Origin of the sequence: Brachyspira sp., from assembly GCF_029258575.1 — a bacterium.
Taxonomy (GTDB): Bacteria; Spirochaetota; Brachyspiria; order Brachyspirales; family Brachyspiraceae; genus Brachyspira.
This window is the reverse complement of record NZ_JARHYI010000065.1, coordinates 1-25757: the sequence shown is the minus strand read 5'-3', so window position 1 is coordinate 25757 and position 25757 is coordinate 1. Positions and strand designations below refer to the sequence as shown.

General features: G+C 26.3%; 22 protein-coding genes and 1 tRNA gene. 13 read left to right on the top strand and 10 right to left on the bottom strand.

Features of this window, described 5'->3' with window-relative positions; translation table 11 throughout:
* Together Q1J76_RS05280 and Q1J76_RS05275 are read right to left on the bottom strand one after the other, a co-directional pair.
* The coding region (locus Q1J76_RS05280; protein WP_300367852.1) for an aspartate 1-decarboxylase at positions 1-124 on the bottom strand (124 nt) is incomplete at its 3' end.
* A 591-nt stretch (positions 125-715) separates the two neighbouring features.
* Positions 716-1381, bottom strand: a complete 666-nt coding sequence (locus Q1J76_RS05275; RefSeq protein ID WP_300367849.1) for a class II aldolase/adducin family protein — start codon at positions 1379-1381, stop codon at positions 716-718.
* A 185-nt stretch (positions 1382-1566) separates the two neighbouring features.
* Here Q1J76_RS05275 and rpiB point away from each other — a divergent pair, with 185 nt between their 5' ends.
* A complete protein-coding gene (rpiB, locus tag Q1J76_RS05270; protein ID WP_300367846.1) occupies positions 1567-2016 on the top strand; it encodes a ribose 5-phosphate isomerase B in 450 nt (149 codons plus the stop codon).
* A gap of 576 nt (positions 2017-2592) precedes the next feature.
* On the opposite strand, the gene Q1J76_RS05265 is transcribed toward rpiB, so the two are convergent.
* The 4 genes from Q1J76_RS05265 to rpsF form a co-directional block, all read right to left on the bottom strand.
* Complete coding sequence (locus tag Q1J76_RS05265; RefSeq protein ID WP_300367843.1) at positions 2593-4350, bottom strand: protein-disulfide reductase DsbD family protein; 1758 nt, start codon at positions 4348-4350, stop codon at positions 2593-2595.
* A gap of 174 nt (positions 4351-4524) precedes the next feature.
* On the bottom strand, positions 4525-4866 hold the full coding sequence (rpsR, locus tag Q1J76_RS05260) for a 30S ribosomal protein S18 (protein WP_300367840.1): 342 nt from the start codon (positions 4864-4866) through the stop codon (positions 4525-4527).
* 33 nt (positions 4867-4899) lie between these two features.
* A complete protein-coding gene (gene ssb / locus Q1J76_RS05255) occupies positions 4900-5331 on the bottom strand; it encodes a single-stranded DNA-binding protein (protein WP_300367837.1) in 432 nt (143 codons plus the stop codon).
* A 12-nt stretch (positions 5332-5343) separates the two neighbouring features.
* Positions 5344-5685: a 30S ribosomal protein S6 gene (rpsF, locus tag Q1J76_RS05250; RefSeq protein WP_300367834.1), complete on the bottom strand. Its 342-nt coding sequence runs from the start codon at positions 5683-5685 to the stop codon at positions 5344-5346.
* A 298-nt stretch (positions 5686-5983) separates the two neighbouring features.
* Here rpsF and Q1J76_RS05245 point away from each other — a divergent pair, with 298 nt between their 5' ends.
* The 5 genes from Q1J76_RS05245 (at position 5984) to Q1J76_RS05225 (ending at position 12848) form a co-directional block, all read left to right on the top strand.
* A complete protein-coding gene (locus tag Q1J76_RS05245; protein ID WP_300367831.1) occupies positions 5984-6880 on the top strand; it encodes a hypothetical protein in 897 nt (298 codons plus the stop codon).
* Positions 6881-7064: 184 nt separating this feature from the next.
* Positions 7065-8513, top strand: coding sequence for an Asp-tRNA(Asn)/Glu-tRNA(Gln) amidotransferase subunit GatA (gene gatA / locus Q1J76_RS05240; RefSeq protein ID WP_300367828.1), 1449 nt, complete (start codon positions 7065-7067; stop codon positions 8511-8513).
* A 143-nt stretch (positions 8514-8656) separates the two neighbouring features.
* Positions 8657-9373, top strand: a complete 717-nt coding sequence (locus tag Q1J76_RS05235; protein WP_300367825.1) for a 5'-methylthioadenosine/adenosylhomocysteine nucleosidase — start codon at positions 8657-8659, stop codon at positions 9371-9373.
* Positions 9374-9648: 275 nt separating this feature from the next.
* Complete coding sequence (ptsP, locus tag Q1J76_RS05230; protein ID WP_300367822.1) at positions 9649-11391, top strand: phosphoenolpyruvate--protein phosphotransferase; 1743 nt, start codon at positions 9649-9651, stop codon at positions 11389-11391.
* 14 nt (positions 11392-11405) lie between these two features.
* Entirely contained in the window at positions 11406-12848 is a 1443-nt protein-coding gene (locus Q1J76_RS05225; RefSeq protein ID WP_300367819.1) for a hypothetical protein, read from the top strand.
* A 119-nt stretch (positions 12849-12967) separates the two neighbouring features.
* On the opposite strand, the gene Q1J76_RS05220 is transcribed toward Q1J76_RS05225, so the two are convergent.
* Positions 12968-13831 carry a tetratricopeptide repeat protein gene (locus tag Q1J76_RS05220; RefSeq protein ID WP_300367816.1) on the bottom strand — a complete coding sequence of 288 codons (864 nt, stop codon included), beginning with the start codon at positions 13829-13831 and terminating at the stop codon, positions 12968-12970.
* A 15-nt stretch (positions 13832-13846) separates the two neighbouring features.
* On the bottom strand, positions 13847-15289 hold the full coding sequence (locus Q1J76_RS05215) for a fibronectin type III domain-containing protein (RefSeq protein ID WP_498034122.1): 1443 nt from the start codon (positions 15287-15289) through the stop codon (positions 13847-13849).
* A 230-nt stretch (positions 15290-15519) separates the two neighbouring features.
* On the opposite strand from Q1J76_RS05215, the gene Q1J76_RS05210 reads away from it, so the two are divergent.
* Positions 15520-16167: an ankyrin repeat domain-containing protein gene (locus Q1J76_RS05210; protein WP_300367810.1), complete on the top strand. Its 648-nt coding sequence runs from the start codon at positions 15520-15522 to the stop codon at positions 16165-16167.
* Positions 16168-16197: 30 nt separating this feature from the next.
* Here Q1J76_RS05210 and Q1J76_RS05205 read toward each other — a convergent pair whose 3' ends face one another.
* On the bottom strand, positions 16198-16572 hold the full coding sequence (locus Q1J76_RS05205) for a preprotein translocase subunit SecG (protein WP_300367807.1): 375 nt from the start codon (positions 16570-16572) through the stop codon (positions 16198-16200).
* Between the two features lie 202 nt (positions 16573-16774).
* Between Q1J76_RS05205 and Q1J76_RS05200 the strand changes: the two genes are divergently transcribed.
* The 6 genes from Q1J76_RS05200 (at position 16775) to Q1J76_RS05175 (ending at position 24895) form a co-directional block, all read left to right on the top strand.
* Positions 16775-18355: a coiled-coil domain-containing protein gene (locus tag Q1J76_RS05200; RefSeq protein ID WP_300367804.1), complete on the top strand. Its 1581-nt coding sequence runs from the start codon at positions 16775-16777 to the stop codon at positions 18353-18355.
* Between the two features lie 14 nt (positions 18356-18369).
* The gene (locus Q1J76_RS05195) at positions 18370-21129 is read left to right on the top strand and encodes an RNA polymerase subunit sigma-70 (protein ID WP_300367801.1); all 2760 of its coding nucleotides are present in this window, start codon (positions 18370-18372) and stop codon (positions 21127-21129) included.
* Positions 21130-21144: 15 nt separating this feature from the next.
* A complete protein-coding gene (locus Q1J76_RS05190) occupies positions 21145-21915 on the top strand; it encodes a sugar phosphate isomerase family (RefSeq protein ID WP_300367797.1) in 771 nt (256 codons plus the stop codon).
* A 15-nt stretch (positions 21916-21930) separates the two neighbouring features.
* Positions 21931-23895 (top strand): N-acetylglucosamine-6-phosphate deacetylase, encoded by a 1965-nt coding sequence (gene nagA, locus Q1J76_RS05185; RefSeq protein ID WP_300367794.1) that lies wholly within the window; start codon positions 21931-21933, stop codon positions 23893-23895.
* Positions 23896-24088: 193 nt separating this feature from the next.
* Positions 24089-24174, top strand: a tRNA-Ser gene (locus tag Q1J76_RS05180).
* 13 nt (positions 24175-24187) lie between these two features.
* Positions 24188-24895, top strand: coding sequence for a FliO/MopB family protein (locus Q1J76_RS05175; protein ID WP_300367791.1), 708 nt, complete (start codon positions 24188-24190; stop codon positions 24893-24895).
* Between the two features lie 125 nt (positions 24896-25020).
* On the opposite strand, the gene Q1J76_RS05170 is transcribed toward Q1J76_RS05175, so the two are convergent.
* The coding region (locus tag Q1J76_RS05170; RefSeq protein ID WP_300367788.1) for an early set domain-containing protein at positions 25021-25757 on the bottom strand (737 nt) is incomplete at its 5' end.

The window sequence follows — 25757 nt, the reverse complement described above, 5'->3', positions numbered from 1 at the left end:
TCTCACCTTCCATTATATCTGATTTGTCTAATAAAGCTTCATCTATTGTTATTGAATCTTTAAAATTCAAATCGGTTCTTGTTACTGTAAGTCTATCTATTTTGGACTTTATGATACTTCTCATCATAATACTAAATCTATAAAAACTTATTTTTTTACAAATATTTTACTTATATGTTAGAAAATGTCAATATTATAATTAAAGATATTTATTAATAATAGTTATTATACACTATAACATATTTTATATCTACAATACATTTTATACATTTATCTAAATAAACATAATTAAAATTTTGGAATTATAAAGGACTTATTTCTATTATATATATAAGAAATCTCAAAGTACATCATCATTATAATATATTGGTTCTAAATATTCTTTCGGTATTTTATTCAAATCATCATCTTTGTAATTATTACCTACAATATCAGAAAGCAAAAACTCAGAACCTCCTCACCCTGTTCTTTTTCATATCTTACTTTTAATTTGCCAATAGATTTTCTCTTTAATTAGATTCTTATAATGCTCCAATTCATTTTAATAAATTTTCATTCTTATAACTATTTTTTATTTTTCAATATATACCGTTTCAATATCCTTATAAGCAATACACATTACTAGAACCCAAAAAATCTGGAGAGCCTATCATAAAAGTAGTATCTTTATATTCATCTCAAAATTCACTTTCTTTTTGTAAATAAAATATAAAAATTATTTTTGTACATTAAGTCCGTAATTTCCAAATTTCTTAAGTATTATATCCATTTCTTCATCAGGCAATACGGTATACTTTCCTATTTTACTAAGCTCCACAAATTCTCTTGCAATATTTTCAACTTCCACTAATACCCCATAAGCTTTTTCTATATTAGAATCAGATATAACAAGTCCATGATTTTTTATAATACAAGCTTTATATCCTTTCATAACCTTTGATATATTATTGCAAAGTTCTTCTGTACCATAAGTAGCATATTCAGCACAAGGTATAATTTTTCCTCCAGCAATTGCAATCATATAATGAATAGCTGGTATATAATCTACTCCCATCATAGAAACTATAGATGAATATATAGAATGACTATGTATAACACAATTAAAATCTGGATTATCATTCAATATAGATAAATGAAATCTCCATTCGCTTGAAGGTCTTTTTCCTGATTCTGCATTACCATTAGAATCAACAAAAACAATATCTTCAGCTTTCATAATATCATAGGGCATACTTGAAGGTGTAATAAGCATTCCATTTTCAAAACGCACACTAACATTTCCAGATGTTCCTTGATTAATACCGTCTTTTTGCATTCTAATACATGTTTTTATTATATCATTGGACAAAAATTTTCTATATTCATTTAAATTATTATTCATAATTATAAAGTTCCTTAATTTTTTATTTATTATATATGTTATTATAAACTATAAAAAATAAAAAAATAGTGTATATAAAAAATTTGAATATTTAAGCTAATTATATTTTGGATATTAAAATATTAATGCATTGTATTTTATGATATATATATTATAATATCAAAAACTATTAGAGGGTTAAAATTATGAAAATAGCTATAGGCTGTGATCATTCAGCTATTGAATTAAAAAAAGATATAATAAAATATTTAGAAGAATTGGGACATGAAGTAAAAGATTTTGGTACACATACTGCAGAAAGCATTGACTATCCTATATACGGAAAAAAGGTTGCTGATGCTATTGTAAATAAAGAATGTGAATGCGGTGTTTTAATATGCGGTACAGGTATTGGCATTTCACTTGCTGCAAATAAAGTTAAAGGTATAAGAGCGGCAGTTTGCAGTGAGCCTTATTCTGCTAAACTTTCCAAACAACATAACAATTCTAATATAATAGCTTTTGGTGCTAGGGTTGTAGGTGTTGATTTGGCTAAAATGATAGTGAAAGAATGGCTTGACGCTGAATATGAAGGAGGAAGACATGCTAGGAGAGTTGATTTGATTACAAAAATAGAGAATGGAGAGAAAATTTAATTTTTTAATTATAATTAATTTTAATATAAGGGATTTGAGTTAATTAAAAACTAAATCCCTTTATCATTTTTTATTTATTGTATTCTTCTATTAAATTACTAAAGAAACCTTTTTCTAAATCAATAGCTTTTATTCTGTTGGTATGATTAAATTTATTAGTATCTGTTTATAATAATGCTCTTCTTTTTTTCTTCATTAATATCTGACAGATTATACTTTTATATAGAAAATTTATCTAAATAAAAATCATTATTTTCTATCATGAATGTATAATAATATACATATCATCATTAGTTGCTTCTATTGTCATATAATTTCCTGATGAAGCAATATCATAAATTGTGAGTAATCATCATTTTGCATTGAATAAAAACCTGTTATGAACTGTGCTTTATTTTCATCATTTTTATCTCTTTTCCATATAATTAAAATATTTATTATTTATTTAATAATCATATAAATATTTTTCATTTAATATATGACTTTGTATTAAAATATCTTTTTCATTATTATTTGCAAATTCTTTTTATGAGTAAAGCAGAGTAATAAAACTCTGCTTTAAAATATTTATAAAATTTATTTATTAATTATTTTCTCTAAATCTTCTTTTATACTCAAAGCCATTTTATCATCGAAACTTGAAAATGAATTCTTTGTGTATAATATATTTTTATCTTTGTCTATAAGTATTATCCAAGGAAGCCATTTAACATTATATTCATCAGAAATATTTTTGTATTTATCAACATCAACTTCAGTGAAAATTAAATTATCATCTATAAACTTTTTAAGTTCCTCATTTACAAATACTTTCTCTTTAAGCTCATAACAGTTAGCACACCAAACAGCAGAGAAATCTATTAAGATAGGTTTATTGCTCTGTTTTGAAAGTTCCAATGCCTCAGCGTATGATACATGATTAGAAACTTCACTTTTTTGTTTTATAAATCCGTAAGTACAGCCCAATGCTATAGATAATATCAATATACTTACAAATATTTTTATCTCTAAAGCACTTAATACTAAAGATTTTCTCTTTAATATGTAAACTAATAATGTAAATAACAATATTGTAGCAGAAGCAAGTATATAACTTATTTTAGCAAATCCTATCACACCGAAAAGTATATTAGCATAATAGAAACTTATTATCATCATTAGGAATGCAAATATATATTTAACATAAACCATCCAGCTTCCAGCTTTAGGCATTTTTGTAAGTATTGAAGCGAATGTTCCAAGCACGAATAATACAGATGCAAAGCCCAAAGCATAAACAGCCATATAAAGAGTAGCAAATACAGGATTTAAAAAACCTATTTCCAAAATAACTGCTATTATAGGAGCAGCACAAGGAGTTGCAACTATTCCTGCAAGAAGTCCCATTATATACTTATGAAATACCGACTGATTTTTTTTGCTGTATGCATTTGTTTTTGCTGACTGTAAGAAACTAGGAGTTTTCATTTCATAGAATCCAGCCATTGAAAAAGTGAAATATAAAAATAGTAATACTAATATAGTTAATACTATAGGATTATATCCAAGACTTCCAAAAAGTATAGTTTTATGAAAGGCAAAACCAGCTACAGAAACTATAGCACCCAAAAGAGTATAGGTTGTAATTACACCCAATGCAAATAAAAGTGAAGCAAATACACTAGATTTTTTATTATTATCCGAACCATTAGTATTACCCAAAATAGATACTGTTATTGAAAGAAGTGGATAAGTACAAGGAAGTAAAACGGATGCAAGTCCTGCTGCAAATATCAAAATTAAAGTGATAAATATATTATTACTTCCTTTTATATAGTTTTCTATTGAGCTTGCATTTTCAGGTTTTTCATCTGATACATTAGATATGACAGAAGAATTATCAGGTATATCAATTTCCTCTCCATAAAAGACTTCACTCTGCGGAGCTAAACATACATTATCTTTTATTGAACATAATTGATATGTAGATTTTATAAAATTAATATTATTTATATCAATATCATTCAATATAAATATTTGTTCTCCTTTTATTATTATATCATCATGATATTTTTCACCTTCAGGATATGTTGTATTTATTTGTTTATTATCTGCAAAGAAAAGAATTTTATTTGCTATTTTTGAATCCAAATATGCATAGTAATTATTAGGTATATTTGCTTTTACTATTAGTTTATTATCATTTGTATCCAAAATAAAATCAATTTTAGGATTGCTGTTCAATGAATCAAGTTTGTTTAAATTAAATAAATTATTATTCTGAGCAAAAGAAGTGTATACTATAGTAAAAATTAGAATTATAATATATTTTAAATATACCGATTTTATATTCATTGATGTTCCTCTTTTTATCGTAAATTTGTTTGTATAATATAACATTTATATAAATATTTTTGTTAAAAGTTAATAATTTTATTTAGAATTTTTCAATTTATATGAAATATATAAAATAAAAAAGCCGCTATAAAGTGAAATTATAACGGCTTATTATTTTAAAATTATAAAAGATTAATATCTAGTTTCATAAGGTAAAAGTGCTATATTTCTAGCTCTTTTAATAGCCTTAGTAACTAATCTCTGATGTTTAGAACAAGTACCGTTTAAGCGTTTAGGTATGATTTTACCACTGTCTTTAACATATCTTTTTAATAATTTAATATCTTTATAATCTAAAACATCAATATTGTTTTTGCAGAAATAGCAAACTTTTTTCTTAAAGAATTTTTTTCTTCTGTCTTTTTCATTAACATCTTTATTAAAATGAGTTTTTTTATCAGATTTAACTTTATTTTCTTCCTCATTATTAGCAGTATTATTATTTTCAAGATTTTCTGTATTTTCTAAATCCATTGTTTATCTCCTAATTAAAAAATTTATATGATATTAAAATGGTACTTCATCATCATCTTCAAAACTTCCTAAATCTACACCGCTATTGTTTGAAGCTGAAGGAGAATAAGTGGTATCCATACCTGCGGAAGCTCCTGAAGCATTTCCTAACATTTGCATAGACTGCATAATTATTCTAACTTTGGATCTTGCAGCATTAGTATCTTTATCCTGCCATCTTTCCTGTCTTAAAGTACCCATTACAGCAACTTGTTTTCCTTTTGTAAGATATTTACTTACAGTTTCTGCCATTTTACCAAAAGCAACTACATCAAAATAATTTACTTCTGTAGTATTTTTGCTACTTACATAATAGTTATTTGCTAAAGAAAACTCTACAACTGCACTTCCACTAGGTAAATATTTAGATACAGGATCTGCAGTAAGTCTTCCTATTAAAGTTACACTATTAAAATCTGTTGCCATAATAAAACCTATTTAAGCCTCTTCGCTGTTATTTTCTTTATTTTCTTCTTTTTTAATCTTATTTTTCTGAACTATTTCATCTAAACGAACTATTATAAATCTTAATATACTAAGTTCATAACGAAGTTCTTTTTCGATGCTAACTAAATTATTGCCGTCACATCTGAAATGATAATAATAAAATCTACCCTGATTTACTTTGCGTATAGGATAGCTTAAATTATGAATACCATAATCAGCTTCATTGAATATTTCAGAATGATAGTTCTGAAGTATTGTTTTTACATGATCTTTTGCAGTTTGATGCAAGGTATCATTGATTTCTGTTACGAATAATATTTCGTATTCTCTCATATTTTTAACTCCTTGGACAAAGCTTCTATATATATATCATTAATTTAAATAATACAAAAGAAGCGAAGTATATATTTTTTATTAAAAGATAATACAAGATTTCTATTTAAAAGTCAATAAAAGTAAAATAATAAATATAAAATAATGAAAAAATTTTTATTTTTATTATTTTTTATTATATTATTTTTATATTGTAAATTACTCAAATATAAAAAAATATCAGTAAGTAAACATAATGTATTTGATTTAATTTTTCAATATAGTATAATAGATAATAATAAAAATCTTGGAGAATCAAATGAGAAAATTACTAGTTATGTTTTTATTTGTAGCTATAAGTATCTCTGCTTTTGCTTATGAAACTATTCCATATATGTTTCATAATATGGTTCCTTATGGAATCACACCTGATGAAGTTAATGAGATATTAATGGCTTCTAATTTTTCATCAGCTGCAGCCGAGCCTGTAAGCGGTACATTCTATGTTAGTAAATATCCTGATCCTGATTTAGTATGGTATAACCCACAAACTATGAATTGGATCAATATTAAATTTACTACTAATGATGTTTCAGAGCTTTTTACAAGAGATGAAAATATTTTATACTTTAATTATGTAGTTACTAACGAGTTTAAATGTATGACAGTTAGAGCTGATAATATGAATGCTGATGCTACTTTAGCTGGAAAAGAAACTAAATGGGCTTATAAATTCTTCTTCTATGAAGATAAATTATTTGCTGTTAGTGCTGTTTATGAAGGGGATTATACTTTAGAACAATATAAAAGCAGAAATCAGGATAAAGAATATGCTCACCCTGGACATGTAATGTCAAGAGGTTTATTCAGCAGAACTTTAGGCGGTTTCCATATGAAATTCGGTGGTTTCCATAATAGTAAATATGCTACTTTTGATGATTTCACTTCTATGAGATATGGAAACTATGCTAATAAATCTGCTAATACTTCCTTAGCTGTTTATTATGCTACTTATGCAGGAAAAAATATTAACTTCGTTGCTTCTTATATAGATAATTTCAGAATGACTCCTATAGCAAATAGATTCCAAAAATCTTATTATGAAAATTATTTTGATTTTGCTGATGTTCCTGTAGGAATACCACCTGAAATCAATCCTCCAAAAGATGAAAATGCTAATGAAAACAATAATCAAGCTACTGATAATGCTCAGTAATAAAAATTGATTTTAATAAATGGAGAGTCTGTATTTATTCAGACTCTCTATTTTTTTATAATAAATATTTTAGTATTTTCAAATATTCTTATATTTATTTTTTGCAAAAAACATTGATATATGATATAATTGCCGAATTAATAACTTTTATTATATTTTTGTTTAATATGAGAGGTTTTTTACTATGGAGTTACATGAATTAAGTATAATTCAAATCAGAGAAAAATTAAAAAATAAAGAAATAGATGCTCCTACATTAGTCAGCTCTATAATCAGTAAAATAGAGGAAGACAATAAAAGAGATGATAAAATATATGCTTATCTTGAAATTTTTAAAGATGAGGCATTAGAACAAGCAAAAAAAGCTCAAGAGAGAATAAATAATGGAGAAACTCTTCCATTACTCGGTGTACCTATGGCAATTAAGGACAATTTATGCTATAAAGATCATTTAATGACTGCTTCTTCAAAAATGCTTGAAGGATATAAAGCCCCTTATACGGCACCTACAGTTCAAAGATTGATAGATAACGGTGCTATCATAATAGGCAGAACTAATATGGACGAGTTTGCTATGGGAGGTACTACTGAAACTTCCAATTATGGTGTAACTAGAAATCCTAAAAATAGAAATTATGTTCCAGGAGGTTCTTCAGGTGGTTCTGCTGCTGCTGTTGCTGCTAATTTTGCTTTCGGTTCTTTGGGCAGTGATACAGGAGGTTCTATTAGACAGCCTGCATCTTTCTGCGGTATAGTTGGTGTTAAACCTACTTACGGAAGAGTGCCTAGACTAGGATGTATAGCTATGGCAAGCAGTTTAGATCAAGTAGGACCTTTAACTAAAGATGTTCAGGACGCTGCTTTAATGACTAAAATAATAGCTGGTTTTGATCCTAAAGAATCTACTACTTTAAATATACCTGTGCCTGATTATAATTCATATTTGGATGGAAATATTAAGGGCATGAAAATAGGACTTGCTAAAGAGTATTATGATACTGATTTAATAGCACATGATGTAAAAGAAAATATAATGGAAGCTATTGGAAAATTAAAAGATCAGGGTGCTGAAATAGTTGATATTACTCTTCCTAATGCTAAATATGGTTCAAGAGTTTATACTGCTGTTATGGCTGTTGAAGTAGCTTCTAATATGGGAAGATATGACGGAATAAGATACGGATATCATCCTAAAGGCGATTTTAATTTAGATGAATATTATTATACTTCAAGAAGTGTAGGTCTTGCTTTTGAAACTAGAGCTAGAATATTATTCGGTACTTTAATGACTGGTAAAAGATTTTTCTATAGTCATTATCAGCATGCTTTAAAAGTAAGAAAACTTATGCAGATGGATTTTGATAATGCATTCAAAAATGTTGATGTTATTATCTCCCCTACTTCTCCTGTAACTGCAGGACTTTTGGGTACTAGAGATCAAACTGATAGTGCTTTAAGTTTCTTGGCTGATAGTTATGCTTCTAATATTAATTTGGTTGGACTTCCTGCTATGAGTGTTCCTTGTGGTCATGATAAAAACAATATGCCTATAGGAATACAGTTCATTACTAAACAATTCAATGAAGTTGATATGTTTAGAATGGCTTATGCTCATGAATTAGCTAATAAATAATAAAAAATTGTATAAGTTTTAATCAATATATTATTTATTGCTTACAAACATAACAACAAAGCAAGCCAAAGAAAGTTAGTCTAGTTTAATTAATAGATTATTATATGGTAAGCGAGTATAATAACAAAAGGAGATTATTTTTTATGTCTGATATTAAAAGAATTGCAATAATAGGTGCTATGGATTCTGAAATTACAAATTTTAAAGGTATGATTGAAAATATAGAGGAGATAGAAATAGCTAATATAACTTATTATAAAGGTATATTATGCGGTAAAAATATAGTATTACTAAAATCTGGTATAGGTAAAGTTAATGCTGCAATTGCAACTACTATAGCTATAGAAAGATTTAATGTAGAAAAGATAATATTTACAGGCGTTGCAGGTTCTGGCAATCCTAGTTATGATATATCTGATATTGTTATTTCAAAAGATTTAATAGAGCATGATTTTGATACTAGTGCTTTGGATGGAGATGAACTTACTGTATTGGTTAAGGGCTATGATAAAAATTATTATCCTGCTGATAATGATTTAGTAGAATTAGCAAAGGAATCTTCACAAAAAGTTATAACAGAAAATAAAGTGTATGTTGATACTATAGCTACAGGAGATCAGTTTGTAGGTGATAATAATAAAGTAAAACAGATACATAATAAATTTAAAGCTGGAGCTATAGAGATGGAAGGTGCTGCTGTGGCTCATGCTGCTTTAATGTATAAAGTACCTTTTGTAGTTATACGCTCATTATCTGACAAAGCTGATAGTGATGCTGTAGTTGATTTTCCTAAATTTGTAGTAAAATCAGCTCAGAACTCTATGAAAATAGTAGTAGAAATGCTTGAAAATATGAAATAAAAGATATATATCTTAAGCGATAAACGAGCATCTGATAACTGAAAGTTGTCAGATGTTTTTTTGTGAGTTTATCGATAGCAACAATAAAGAAATGATTGAAAATATGAAATAAAAGACATATATATTAGGCAATGATAAAAATCACATCATATCACATAGTTTTTATATCAAATTTATAATAAAAATAATACTATTTTACAATTAATTGACTATTGAAAATATTTCACATATATAATATAATCTTGATAATTAATTAACATAATATCGGAGAATACATGCCTGACAAAAGAACGATATTAAATGGAAATGGAGTCGGTGATGATGTAGCTATAGGAAGCTCTTTTTTTTATACACCTTTATTAAGTACTCCAATATACAGGATAGAAAAAGATGATATAAAAGAAGAATACAAAAGATTTGATGAAGCGGTAAATAAATCTATAGAAGAAATAAAATCACTTCAGACAAATGCAGATAATAATATAAAAAATATCCTTGATATACATATATTAATGCTCCAAGATAAAGTGATAGAAAAACAGGTAAAAGAAGAAGTAAAAGATAAATTATTTAATATAGAACATATATATGATACTATCATTTCTGGATATCTTGAAAAATTATCATCTATAAATAATAAAATGCTCTCCGAAAGAAGCAGTGACATTGTAGATATAAAAACTAGACTTATAAGAAATTTAATACAGCCAAATTCAGGAGATTATTCTCAAGTACCAAAGGATAGTATAGTTATAGCTAAAACACTAACTCCAAGTGATGTTTTGAAATTTAACAATATAGGAGTTGAAGGCTTTATAATAGAAAGTGGTGGATATACTTCACATGCAGCTATACTTGCTAAATCATTTGGAATTACAACTATATTCAATATAACAGATATATCTAGTAAAATAAAAAATGGCAAAAAAATAATAATAGACTGCAGAAGCAATATAGTTATAATGAATCCTAGCAAAAAAGATATTGATAATTATACTGTACTTGTAGATAATATAAAAAGATTCAAAGAAAAATCTATATTAGATGCCAAAGAAAAAGCTGTAACAAAAGATAATGTAGAAATAAAAATAAATGCCAATATAGATATACCAGAGGAAACTGAAAGCTTATTAAAATATGGTATAGACTCAATAGGTTTATATAGAACAGAATTTTTGTATATGTTTTCAGATGAAGAAATAATAACCGAACTTCCGACAGAAGAAATTCAATTTAAAGTATATAAAAGTATAGCCTCAAAAATTAAAGGAAGAGTAATAATAAGAACTTTGGATATAGGAGGAGATAAAATATCACCTGCTTTGGGTTTAGATTTTAAAGAGGATAATCCATTTTTAGGCTGGCGTGCTATAAGATTCTGCTTATCAAATAAAAAACTATTTAAAGATCAGATAAAAGCATTGCTTAGAGCTTCATATTATGGCAATATAGAAATAATGATTCCTATGATAAGTACTTTGGAAGAGGTTACAGAAACTAGAAAATTTATAGAAGATGTAAAAAAAGAACTAAAAAAAGAAAATAAAAATTTTAATGAAAATATAAAAATAGGTGTTTTAATAGAAACTCCTTCAGCTGCTGAGATAATAGATTTAATAGTAAAAGAAGCTGATTTTTTATCTATAGGTTCTAATGATTTAGTACAGTACATGCTTGCATGCGATAGAACAAATGAAAAATTAACTTATTTGTACAATCCAATAGATATATCAGTTTTAAGAACATTAAAAAGAGTAATAAATACTGCTAATGAAAATAATAAACCTATAACATTATGCGGGGAAATGGCTGGAGTTACAAAATATACTCCTGTTTTGTTGGGGCTTGGTATAAGAGAATTCTCTATGTCTATAACCTCTATCGCTTCTGTAAAAAATGTTATTAAAAATGTAAGTATAGAAGAATGCGAAAATTTAGTAAATGAAATGCTCAATAAATGTAATAATAGTTTTTCAAAATCAATTTTAAACAGTTTTAGAAAAAGGTTTAATATATAAAAAGGGTAAATAATATGAATAAAAAATTATTAGGTATAATTATATTAATATCTACATTAATATTTAATTCTTGTAAAGTAGCAAATTCAATAAATGATTATCAAAAATTAAAAAGTATAGAAAACACAGAAGATTATGGACCTCTAGGAAATTTTCTAAAAACATTACATAAAACAGAAGAAGAAAATGTACAATCTCCATACAATGAATTAAGAAATTTTATCACAGGAAGAAATCAAATACTTTCATCGAATTATAAAGAGGGATTTGAAACTTTAGCAAGATTTTTATTCACCTACCCTTCAAGTTATTATGAAAGCGAATCTTCATATTTACTTGGTCAGGCTTTAATATACATGGTGAAAAATGACCCTTTATATATAGAACAATTCTATACTCAATTATTATCAGAAGGTATAGTTGAAGGCGAAGAAAATAATTATGATGCTGTTACAAATTTAAATGCATCTTTAAAAAATATATACAGTCAAATGGGTATTATTGTAAAAGATGGAAAATATTCTTTTAACGGATATATATTTGATAGAATACTTCAAGATGAAGAAAGTGCATTCCCTTTGAAAGATTTTGCATATTATTTTAGTATAAGACATAGATTCAGTGAAATAAAAAATGAAAATGATAAAGAAAAATTCATTACAAATATAACATATTTAAAAAGGTTTTCAGATAGATACAGAACAAGCGTACTTCAGGAAAATATTCTAAATAATAAATCATACTTTCCTGATAGTATTCCATTCACTTTAAATGATAATGAAAATAAAAATTATCAGGAAACTATTAAAACTGTTCAAAACAGAATAGATGATATAAAAGCCTTATTTGAAGAAGAGTACTATATAATAGGAAACGGAATTATAATAAGAGATAGAATACCAGCAATTACTCAGGGTACAGAAAAAGAACTTTACAAATTATATAATTATGATTTTGTAACAGTATTAAATAAAACAAATGTGTATAATCCTAAAGATAAAGAAAGAGAAGATTGGGCTTTAGTTAAGTATGATACATATTATGGTCCTATAATAGGCTGGAGCTATTTGAAATATATGACTAATAATATAAAAGGCATCGAAGATATATTTGAAAATTATAAATCTGCTATGAATTCCTATAAAAATTATGATTATCTAAAATCATCAGACTTTTTCTCATATATTTTGAATAATCCGCAAACAAATTACTTTACAGATAAATCGGTTTATTTCTTATGGAAAGTTAATAATAAAATAGGAGAATTGGTAAGTTCAAAAAGCAATCCTTATTATAAATATGTATTAGATTATCCTAAATACTTTTATTATAATACTAATAATAATGTACTTCAAAGCTCCACTTTATTGTATAATTATTTGGTGAAAATACTTCCAAGCAATCCGTATAGATTTGTTATAAGCGGAGACAGTGAGGCAGAATATAGTGTAGATTAAAAGATAATTAGACTAATACACTTCAACAAATATTATTATTGAAATATTAGCTAATAAAAATATAGTTTTATAATTAAAATAGAATCATAAAAATAGATTTAGATGACATTTTTATATTTTCATGAAATATAAACCTGATCCTCATAAACTTCTTTTGCTTTTGAATAAAACTCAGCAGCTTTTTCATAATTACCGTCTATGAACTCAATATTACCCATATGAAAATAATCGCTGGATTCAGGATTTTCTTTTATTTTTTTAGCGTATTTAACCTTGCTTTCTTCTAAATTAGAATAATTATCCCTCAAACTTTTACTTCTAAGATTTTTAAGTGCAAGTACTTCAGGAGTATCAGCTGGATACATAGCCAAAGCCTGTAAATACATATTTTCAGCTCTTTTATAGTCTTTAATCTCATGAAGGCAAACACCATAATAATGATAATCATTATGATCAGCCAATTTATTATCTACTAATATTTTATAAAAATTCATAGCCTCTTTATAAAGTCCGTTTCTAAAAAAGTAATTAGCCATATAAACTAAAGCAACTCTATCTTTAGCATTAATTTTAAGAACATTTTTAGCAGCCTCTAATCCCTTATCCTCCTCTTTAAGTAAAGTACATAAAGATAAAAATTCATAATAAGGATCAAGATTAGAAGATGTATATAAAGTCATGCCCTTTCTATAAAGCTCAAAAGCCTCCTCAAGTTTATATTCTTTTTTAGCAATAGCTCCCAAGAGAAAATATGCTTCTGCCGCCATCCAGTATTCTAAGAAAGTATTTAAAAATATTTTAGCATGTTCATAATCACCTTTTTCAAATAAAGAAACAGCAACTTGTAAATATGACTTCATATCATCAGAAGTACTTAATCTCATACTTCTCTTCAAGGCTTCAATAGCCTCTTCATTTACTCCTTTCTTTAATAACTCCTCGGCAAGATTGCTTAATTTCATTGCTTTAGTATTAGTAGACACGTTAATACTCCTTTTTTATTTTAATGAAACTGGTCTTACATAAACTTCTTGAGAAAAACCGCTTTCTGAATTTCCGTCTTCACCACCTATAGCTGTAATAGTAAAATAATAAACTTTACCTTCAATGAGTCCTTCTATTATATACTCATTTTGATTTCCTACAATTATAGGTGTATGCTGTGCATCATTATAAACTCCAGATTTAGTACCATAATAAATTTTATATCCGCTTATATTTTCATGAGAACCTTCCCATTTTAATATAACAGAATTACCGTCAATTGAAGATGCTGTCAAATTGATAGGAACTTGAGGTACTTTAGCATGATGATAAACTATAGAAACATTATTTAATATAGGTGTAATATTTCTATCAGCATTGCTATTCAATACAACTTTTATTTGAATATATCTTGTACTGCTACTTGATATTAGATTTGTAGTATATAATAATCTCTCCCAAGCTATATTATTATCATCTGGAGAAAAATAATAATCTGATATTCTATAATATAAGTCTATATTACTTCCATTGGTAAAACTGCCTATATAATTAATAGAGTCTATAAAAGTATTATTATTTTCAAAATCTATAACTTTACTTACTATATCTCCATTTTCAGTGTATTTATATAGGTTAAAATTCTGTTTGTAACTAGGAGTAAAATAAAAAGAGTCTATCGCACCTGTAAATCCCTGTCCTAAATATAAAGGATCCAATTTTATATTATCAAATTCTATAATATAAGGAGAACCTGTTTCATCACCTGTACTTGTTAAATATACTACCTGCTCTTCAAGTCCGTCTATATATTTTACTAATTTTCCTGTAGAAGCATCAAAACTTATGCTATGATGTCTCCATTCATATTCTTTTAAATATTCGCCTTCAGATAAAGTGATATTTGTATATACACCATTATAAGAAAATAAATTATTAAATTGCCAAACTAATCTACCATTAATAATATTTGCCCTTATACCAGAATACTTTGTAACGCCATTATCATTATATATAGCCATTTTTGAAAGAACTTGAGAATTAATTCTTAGCCTATGAGGATTCAAATAAAATTCCAAAGTAAAACTTGTCATAGTATTATAAAAATATTTGAAATCTCCATCTATATAATTATCTATTTTTACATATGACTTAATATTAGGAAGAAGTATTGCATTACCCCCATTAACACCATCTATACTTTTCACATCAGGACTATAAGTAACCCCAGGTAAACTAGTAGAACCTAATACAGATCTTTCAAATAATAATGAAATTACAGATAATGGATCTTCTTCCGATGAATTATTATTCAATGTAAAACTATTTGTAACATTATTTAATGTACTGTAATAAATATTATTCGTATTTGAAAAAACATCATAAACAGCAGAACTTAGAGTAGCTGTAAAATATAAAATAAACGCTATAGAAACAAATATATAACGCACATTCAAATCCTAATTTATGTTATATTTCTTTAATAATTATTCGGATAATTTCTAAATTCCATTATTAAAAATATAACAAAAATAAGTTTTTTCTACTATTATAAATATACTAAAAAATAGCAATATATAATAAATAAAACTTATATAATTTAAATTTGTTATACATTTTTTTAAAAATTATACTATTGAATAAAATAAAAAAATTGATTATATTTTATTATAATAAAGGAGCTTTTATGAAATTATTATTATATTTCTCATTGACAATAACACTATATACAAATACAATATTATTTGCAGATATCAGATCCGATTTCTTCTCAGCTGTACATAGTGGAGATATAAAATCAGTAAAAAAACATATAGATAGAGGAATCAATGTAAATTTACAAGATGAGAGAAGAAGAACACCTTTAATGATAGCTACTTATAAAAATGATATAAAAATGGCAAAACTTCTAGTTGATAATGGTGCCGATGTTAATATACAAGATGAAAAATTGAATTCTCCATTTCTATATGCTGCGGCAAGAGGATTAATAGGTATAGTAAAACTTACATATAAAGAAGCTGATACTAGGAATGTTTTGAATATTTTCGGTGGAAATGCATTGATACCAGCATGCGAAAAAGGACATCTTGGAACTGTGAAATTTTTGCTTGAAAATACAGATATAGATGTAAATCATGTGAATCATTTATCTTGTACTGCACTATTGGAAGTTGTTATACTCGGAAATGACAGCCTTATTTATGTTGAAATTGTTAAGCTTTTATTGGAACATGGGGCTGATAAAACTATAAAAGACAAAAAGGGAAATGATGCTCTATATTATGCTAAAGAAAGGAATTTAAAAAATATAGAAAAATTGCTAGCTGATTAGAACATTATTTATTATAGTCATTTTACTTTATTATTGATTAGAAACAATATTAGTATTCTCTATAGCATTATTACCAATATTATTAGTATTATCAGTTGGCGATGTCAATGGAGTTTGCTGCTGCTGAACTGGAGTTGCTACATTATTTGAATTATTATTTACATTTTCAAATGCTGTTTTTTGGGTACTTATAGCAATAGATATAAGCAATGCTCCAACTATAAATATAGTAGAAAGAAAAGTTGTAGCCTTGCTTAATGCATTTCCTCTCTGACTACCTAAAACATTAGCCTGAGCACTTGAAAATAAGCCTTCTGCTTTACCGCCTTGTATGATAATTATCAAAATCAATAATACACATATTATAGAATAAACTACAATTCCTAAAGTTAGTAAAGCACTCATATATATTTTCCTTAAAATTAATGTTAATGTGATTTTATTGCTAAAAATTATACCATTTATGAAATATTTTTCAAGTAAAAAAACTATTAATTTTATTTAAGAAATATGTTATTATCTAATCAAAAAAATATTTTTATCAGTAAATTTATTTTTTTTCCGTTAATACTAATAAGGATTATAATATAATGGCAGGTACTTTATAATGGCTGTAAAAAAGACAGATACCAAAAAAACAACTACTAAAAAAACAGATACCAAAAAAACTTTAAATACAAAAAAGTTATCAGAAGAAAAAACAACAGGAAGAATTTCTTATAAAGAATTATCAGAAGAATTAAAATTAAAACTTAAACAGTCAGAAGAAAAAATAGCTGAACTCAATGAGAAATACAAAAAAGTAGTAGATATACAAAAGAAAAAAATAGAAGATAAATATAAAAAAATAATAGAGGATTTAGAATCTAAAAAATCAATACCTGCAAGAACTCAAAATAATAATGTTGAGATAACTAAACTTCAAAAAAGGTTGGATAAATTAGAAAAAGCAAATCAAAAACTTGAAGAAGAAAAAAGAAAAATAGAAATAAAAAATGAAGAATTAAAATTAAAAACAAAAGAAGCTTTAAAGTTAAAAACTGAAGCAACTTCAAAAAGTGCCAAAACAGATAAAGAAGTATTAAAAGAAATTAAAGCATTAAAAGAACAGTTATTAGAATCAGAGAAGGAGAAAAAAGAATTAAAAGCAAAATTAAGAGAAGCTGTAAGTGATTTAAAAAATGCACAAAAAAATACCAATAAACTCTCAAAAGAAGATAAAGAGCAATATAAAGAAAATTTGAGAGTATTAAAACAAATAGAAAAAGAATCTAAAGCATTAGATAAAAAAAGAGAACTTTTAAAAAAAGAAGAAGAAAAACTCAAAGAAATAAGAGGCGATATTAAAAGCTCTGCAAAAGATATAGCATCTACAATGAAAAAAAGCTATGTTGCCAATGATGATGATGATGAAACAGGTGATGGTAGTTTATTATCAAATATGGATGCCAAAACTGAAGAAGGCATTACTAAATTAGCTACTCTATTATGTGCTGCTATGGATGATTATAGAGAGCAAAAAGAAAAAGAGATAGAAGAAGCTAAACTTGAAACTGTATCTGTCTTATCAGAAGGCGAGGACAGATTAAATAGAGCATCCGAAGAATTAGAAAATCTTGTTGAAAATAGATTGGAAGATTCAGACAGTACTAAAGATGAAAATTTGAGTAAAAGACCTTTCACTATTATTGATAAAATAGAAAACAGCCGTGTAGAAATAAATGAAGGATATACTCCTCCTGCAGGCGGTCAGGCTATAATAGCATCTCCTGATTCTACACAGCAAATAGGACAGGCATCTCAAGCCCAGCAGCCAAATATCACAGTAAAAGTAGAAGCCCCTAAAGAAAGTGCTAAACTTGCTAAACCTGAATCACAGTTAAAACCTGCAAGTGAAACTCCTACTATGAGAATGAAGCTTTTAGATGATATTGATGATTATGAAAAGAAACTCGTAATTACTTATGGTTTTGATAATATGCCTGAAAATACTTATTACTCTAAATATAAAAGAATATTGAGAAATGCGGCTAGAATAAGTTTATTTGGAAATCTTCAGGAAGGACTTGAAATGTTCAAACTTATAAGAGATCAGAATATACCTGATGAATATAAACAAATGATAGATAAAAACATTCAAGATATCACTTACTATTTAAGAGGTTTGCATAGAGTTAGAATGGAATAAATTGGGAAAATATAATGAAAAATGTTATGAGAATTTTATTAACATTATTGATAATATCTATTTTATCATGTTCGCAGAAAAAAGTTGTAAATATGGAAATAGAAGCTATTTATGATAAAAAAGATAATTCTTATACTATCACATATCCTGAATATAATAAACAGTACCCAAAATCTATTAATGTAAAATACAAAAAAAGAGTAAAAATAGAAAATGGAATATCATTAACATATAATATAGATTCTGATAATATACCTATAAAATTAAATATTCAAACCGAAGAAAACAATGTAAAAAAAACATTTTGTATAGAAAATCCATTAGTTAATAGAAATATAAATCTTACACTATATGCTACTAATTTTAATCCTCCTTTAGAAAAAGATAAATTGGATAAATTATCTATAAGTATAGAAACTATTGGAAATATTGACACTAAAGATAAAGTAAAAATAGCAATAGCAGAATATAGTGATATGAGAAAAGGAAGAGAAAACATAGCTCTAATACTTCCTGAAAGCGGACATATAGCAAAAAGTAATCCTCCTTTTATAATGATTAATAAAAAAACTACTTTAACTAGAATATCAGTATCCAAAGAACTTTCATTTACTACAAGATATGAATATACATTAAGAAATAACAGCTTTTTTTCTATGACAAATACATTAGAAAATGGTAAATGGTATATAGCTTTTGATGAAAATGGAGATACTAACTTAAGAAAAATTTATCATTTCTTTATAGATGAAAACAGTACTGAAATAATACCTATAACAAATAAAACTTTTAATATAGAAAGACCATTCGTATATATAGATAAACAAACATTTGATATTTTATATAATCTATTATACAGACAAACAAGACTTCAGCCTTCTGTACTTCTAAGAAATATAAATGCTTTCAAATTATACACATCTGCAAATACAGGAAAATGGTCGATAAATAATATATCATATTCAGCAAATAATAATAATACTAATAAATTATCTTTTGAAAATTTACCATCGCATACAATGCTTATGTCTTTGAAAGCAGCTTTTGAGCCTAACAACAATTTGTTAAAATATGAAATAAAACAGATGGTGAAAGATATAATAAATTTAGATGAAAACAATATAGAAAATTATAATGTTATAGATGCTGTTAATATATTGGCTAATTCACTTCTTATGCCTTTTGATTTGATGTATGATGATTTTTCACCAGAAGAAATAGTTTTGATGAAGCAGGAATTCATAAAATACGGAGAACTTCTCTATAACTATATAATAGAAAATCCATCTGCATATATAAAAAAAGATACTATAAAATATATTACAACATTAGGACTTATATCTATTAATATGCTTAATGAAAATGTAAATCAGGATCAAATTAGAAATTGGCATTATTTTTCTATGAATTATATTAATGGAATGATATTTTCTATGTTTGAAAATGATGGAAGTTTTAAATCATCTATAAGCGAAATATTTGACACTATACTACCTATATTAAATTATGCATTATCATTAAGAAATGTAGGTATATTTGATGCTTTCTCTTTAACTTCTTTTAGAAATATAGGTAAATTTTTATCAATAGTAGGATATCCTTCAGGCTATACTTTACCTATAGGATATACATCTATATACAACAGAACTAAATTGAGATTTGATACAGGTGCTAGAAATGCTGTTATGGAACTTCTAAGCAAAATATATGCTAATCCATTATATAAAAACTATGCAGTATTTGCACAAAGCGAAGCATCAGAATTAAAATATTTACCATATGCATTGATGTGGAATAATTATTATCTTAAAGACAATGTTAATTCTATTGCTAATTTTCAATATGAAACTTCTCTTTTCAAAAAAATACAAACTGCTATTTATAATGAAAATATAAAAGCTCTTAATTCTCCATATTTAGCAGTGTATGGTAAGGGAAGAAATACTGATGATTCTTTCGGACTTAATCATAATGACAGAATGAGTTTCGTATATTATAATTATGGAGATTCTATAATAGATGAATTAGGATATAATTTTGATTCAAATAATTATGAATTGTTTAAAAATGCAGATTTTCACAATGGTATAATTATAGATGATTATGAGATAGAAGAAAATAAGGGAAGCTACTCATATATAAAAAATATAACTAATTATTATAAAATGTTCTATGTACATGCAAAAGCAAATCAAAAATACACATATAATGTTAATTTAAAAAATTATGATAGAAGATTCTATTATCTCAAACCTAATATTTTAGTGATAAAAGAAGATATAGAAGCATTGCCAGATATAACAAGAGAATATCATGTACTTGGGTACAAATATAAATGGAATATCAACTCAAAACTTCCTATCACATTTGATAATACACAAAATAAATTCATAATAGAAGGTAATAATTCATATACATATATACAGGTATTTTCATCGTATAAATTAGAATATAATGTAATACAAACTAATATAGGACAAGCTAAATTATATACAGCAATAGCATCTGCAAAAGAAAATGTTAAGAAATTTGAACCTTGGATAATAGTAACTACAATACCAAAAAATAATGTTCCTATAGGTATGAGAAGAAATATTATAAATCCTAATATCACAGTAAATAACTTTAGTGATACTAATATCAGTTTTATTTCTGGATACAAAAAATATAATATAAATATAGAAAATCATAAAAACATATCCAATAATGAAAATAAAATAGATGATATAGTATATACAGAAAACATGGAAAGTGTTATAATAAGTTCAGATTAATTAAAGGACTTATTAATGAATATATATATAGCTGATTCATATAAAGATTATACAATATTCACAGCAAAACATATTCTCAAATTTTTAGAAAAAAAACAAGAAAAAAAAGAAAAACTATATATTTCTGTTTCAAGTCAGGACGACACAAAAGATATTTATAAAGAGATAGTTGAAAATGTTAAAAACTATAAAATAAATTTTAACAATATATTTATATTTCAGCAATCTGAATATATAGGACTTTCACCTGATAATATTAACAGTAAAGCATATTTCCTAAAAGATAATTTAATTTCAAAAATAAATATACCTAAAGAAAATGTATTTTTATTTGATGGAACAGAAGATGAAAGTCAAATGGATAATCAGTTGGAGATTATAAAAAAAATAGGAAGATTTGATGTTATATGGTATTCTCTTACAGCTGATTCCACTTCGGCAGGAAATGAAAGAATGTCATCATTATCTTCGCTTTTTAGAATAAAAACTTTAAGCGAGCATTCTATAAATGAAATTAAACATAAATTTGATGACAAAAGCAAGGTGCCTACTACTGTATTTAGTATGGGTATGGGATTTATAGATATGGTTGATACTGTTTTACTAACATCATCTGGAATAGATAATTCATGTTCTTTAAGGGCATGTTTAGAATATGGAATAAGTAATTCTTCTCCATTAAGTAAACTTCAAAAACATAGAGATGTAACAGTAATAGCCGATTATGAATCATCTTTAAGATTATCTAGTCAAACCGTATCTATGAAGATAGAAAAATATAAATAATTAAGGAGAATAGACATGAGAATCATTATTACAAATGAAAGCGTTTATGAATGGGCTGCTTATTATACAGTAAAATGTATATTGGATTACTCGGATACTGATAAGCCTTTTGTATTGTCTTTTCCTTTAAGACATGTAAATAAAGGATATTTTCAAAAATTACTATCATTCTACAATGATAATATAGTATCTTTTAAGAATATACATGTAGTTTCATCAGGTGAGTATATAGATTCTAATATATCGCAAAAATATTTAGAAGAGAATTTTATAAAATTTATAGATATACCTAGAGAAAATATTCATTTATTTGATAGTAATGTAGTAAACAGAAAAGAGGAAGCAAAAAGAATGGCTAATTTAATAAAGGAATTGGGAAATATTACTTTATTAATAGATAATTTAGCTGAAGACGGAAGTTTTTTACTTAACACACCAAGCTCTTCATTGGAAGGTAGCGTAAGAGATAAAAAAATAAGTGAGATTATAAGAAGCTACGAAGCTAAAAAGTTAAATATGCCTATAGAAATGTTTCCAAGAGAAGGTTTCACATTAGGTTTTGAAGAGGCTTTCAATGCCAGATATATTTTGGTTATGGCAAATGGATACGAGGTATCTGATGCCTTGGCTCATTGTGTAGAAGGATCTATTAGTCAATTCTACCCTACTTCTGTACTTCAGGAACATAAAAAGCTTATAATAGTTGCCGATGAGGAATCAAGCAGCGATCTTAAAGTAAAAACTTACAAATATGCTAAAAGTTTGGAAAGTAAGAGTTTACATCCTAAAGAGCTTATTAAAGGTCTTTATAAATCTTATTATGCTCTTACTAATATAAAAATATTTGATGGGGAGAAGTTTATAGAAGGGCATTGTATAGTTATAGAAAATAATGTTATTAAAAGCGTAGAAAAAGAGATAGATGTTGATGCTGTTATTACAAGAATAGATTTAGGAGGAAAAATAGTAGCTCCTGGATATATTGACTTGCAGGTTAATGGTATAGGAGGTTATGATATTAATGCGGATCCTTCTATTGAAACATTAAAAAATATGAATGAGGTTTGTCAAAGATATGGGTGTACTTCATACCTTCCAACTATCATTACAAATGGCGATGAATATATGCTAAAAATAATAGATTTGTTCAATGAAATAGAAGATTTGTCCGTGATAGGAGTTTTGGGAATACATTTTGAAGGTCCTTATATATCTCATGAAAAGAGAGGTATTCATAATGAGAAATTCATAAGAGAACCTAATATGGATATGATTAATAAAATCAATGCATCAAAATGTGTAATGGTAACAGTAGCACCTGAAATGGTTGATGGTGAGATAATAGAAGAATTTGCTAGAGCTGGAAAGGTTGTATCTATTGGTCATACTAATGGTACTTATGCTGAAATAAAAGAAAAAATACCTTATGGAATAACTTTTGCTACCCATTTATTCAATGCTATGCGTCCTTGGGGTTCTAGAGAGCCAGGTGCTGTTGGTGCTGTGCTTGAAACTAAAGATATGTATGCTGGTTTAATATGCGATGGTTTGCATTGTGATTTTGCATCTGTAGAACTTGCATACAAATTAAAAACAGGTCATATATGTATAGTTACTGATGCTATAGCTCCTGCCGCTTCAGACATAAAAGAATATATTTGGGCTGGTAAGAAAATACATAGAGATGATAAAAACAGACTTATAGATGATAATGGTACTTTGGGCGGAGCATCTATTACTATGAGTCAGTCTGTAAGAAATGTAGTTAATCATGTAGGTGCTACAGTTGAGGAGGCTTTAAAAATGGCTTCACTCTACCCTGCTCAAGTTATGGGTATAGATGATAAATACGGCAGAATAAAAGAAGGATATATTGCAGATTTGGTTATATTAGATGAAAAACTTGTAGTAAAAGGCGTAGTATTCAAAGGTAATTATAAAGAATACAATTATGATTATGAATGGAAAACTCATGCCTAATAATTAAAATATAAAAATAATAATAAAAAGGCTTTGATTAAATATATTTTAGTTAAAGCCTTTTAGTATATATTATAAATTTTGCAGTTTTATTAATTATAAAAAATATACTTTAATTAAAATATAAACTTGACTAAAAATCTTATTTATGTTATCATAATTAAACTATTTGAAAAAATATATATTTAGTTATGGAGAGATGCCCGAGAGGCCGAAGGGAGCAGTTTGCTAAACTGTCGTAGGTAACCCCTACCGCGGGTTCGAATCCCGCTCTCTCCGCATCGGTTTATATATGATTAAAAAAATTTCTGTCATATTCTTTATTATTTTTGCAATAGCATTATCTCAGGAAAATACAAATTATACTGATACTCAAGAACAAAATACTACAACAGAAGAAATTAATACAAATACAGAAAATACACAGGAAACTAATTTCTTCAATACCACTAATGCCGCTATCAATAATACTAATAATATAAATGAACCTGCTATATTACAGGATATAAGAAATATTGAAAACAGAGCAGAAGCTAGTAATGGCTGGATGTTTTTTAGAGCTATTATAGGTTTTATTGTTACTTTAGTAGGTATATATTTTGTGTTTATTTATCTTAAAAATAAATCAAAAAAAGTTTCAGGCTCAAGCGATATTATTAAAGTACTAGCCACTACTCCAGTAGCTGCTAATAGATATATATCAATAATAGAAATAGTTGATGATATGTATTTAGTTTCTGTTTCGGATCATAATATTAATCTGCTTTCAAAAATAGAGGATAAAGAAACTAAAGATCAGATAAAAATGATGTATATTAATTCTAAAAATAATGTGGTTGATGATAGTTTCAAAAATATTCTTAATCAAACTCTATCAGTATTCAAGCAACCAAAAATAAAAGAAAAAGATCCTTTAAAAACTACTTCAGAAATCAGAGAAAGACTTCATGATTTAAATGCCAATAATCCTACAAATGATAGCGATGAAAATAAACAATAATTAAAAAAATTTAAACTATCAAAAAAATTAAAGAATAAAGTTGTCGCGAAAATAAATTAAGTTTTTTCATTAAGGAAAAAGAATACCTAAAATTATTAGGTATTCTATTCTTTATTAATTCATTTTTAATATTTTCTCATATTAGTTTGATTATAATTTATTAAGGTGTATGAATGTAATCTTCCATCATTTCCTTTATATACATTCATATTAAGAGGATCAACTTCCCATATTCTATCTACAACAAAATTATAATAATAATGTCCCATTTCAGGTCTTAAAGTAATAACCCATAAATTATTAGAATAAGTCATTGGATATCTCAAACTATCGAATCCCAATTTATCAGAAGTGAACATAACCTCTTTGGCAGTATTATTACTATAGAAAAATGTTACAGTGCCATCTAAATTATAAATAGGATTTTTTTCATAGAAACCTATATCATTAGTTAAAACAAAATAACTTATAGCTTGATTATTATTATCATATTCTATATTAGAATTTACAGGGTCATTAATCCAAACGCCATTAATTCTGTATCTGTATGAATATTTTCCTGCTTTTAACGGATGCTGCCATAAATAATAATAAACACCATAAGAACTTTTTATAAGAGGTATGCTATCTTCCCAATTATTAAAATCTCCAGATACCTCTACAGAATCATAATTTTCAGCAAAAGTAAATAATACTCCATCATCTACAATTCTAGGAGACATAACATCCTGTATATTATAATATTTCAAAATTTGTAAATTATTCATTCTAGCTTCATACTGTTCTAAAGTTTCAATATCTTTATCGCCGCATGATAAAAGAAATATGCTTAAAATTATGGATGATACTGTTAATTTATATA